The sequence below is a fragment of the Priestia sp. SIMBA_032 genome, from assembly GCF_046535215.1.
Classification (GTDB): domain Bacteria; phylum Bacillota; class Bacilli; order Bacillales; family Bacillaceae_H; genus Priestia; species Priestia aryabhattai.
Genome location: NZ_JAWRXD010001307.1, coordinates 1 through 246, shown reverse-complemented (window position 1 = coordinate 246; position 246 = coordinate 1). Strand labels below are relative to the sequence as shown.

Annotated in this window: 1 protein-coding gene; it reads right to left on the bottom strand. The window is 60.2% G+C overall.

All coding sequences use genetic code 11. The features are described from left to right. Positions 1 to 246 (bottom strand): LysR substrate-binding domain-containing protein (locus SB717_RS38550; RefSeq protein ID WP_410908500.1); only part of this gene is annotated, 246 nt, incomplete at both ends.

Genomic DNA, 246 nt, shown 5'->3' with positions numbered 1-246 from the left:
AGTGGGATGCCCGTGCTGCTCCAGGTAGCCAGGCGATGCCACCAGGTATTGGGTGACTGCGCATATCCGCCGAGCCACCAGCGATGAGTCCGGTAATACCGCGATACGCAACGCCGCGTCGAACCCCTCCGCGATCAAGTCGACGGCGGCATCCGACAGGTGCAGATCTATCGACAACTCAGGGTATTGGCGAATCAATTGCGGTATCAACGGCGCGACCCAGCGCAAGCCGAAAGACATCGGTAT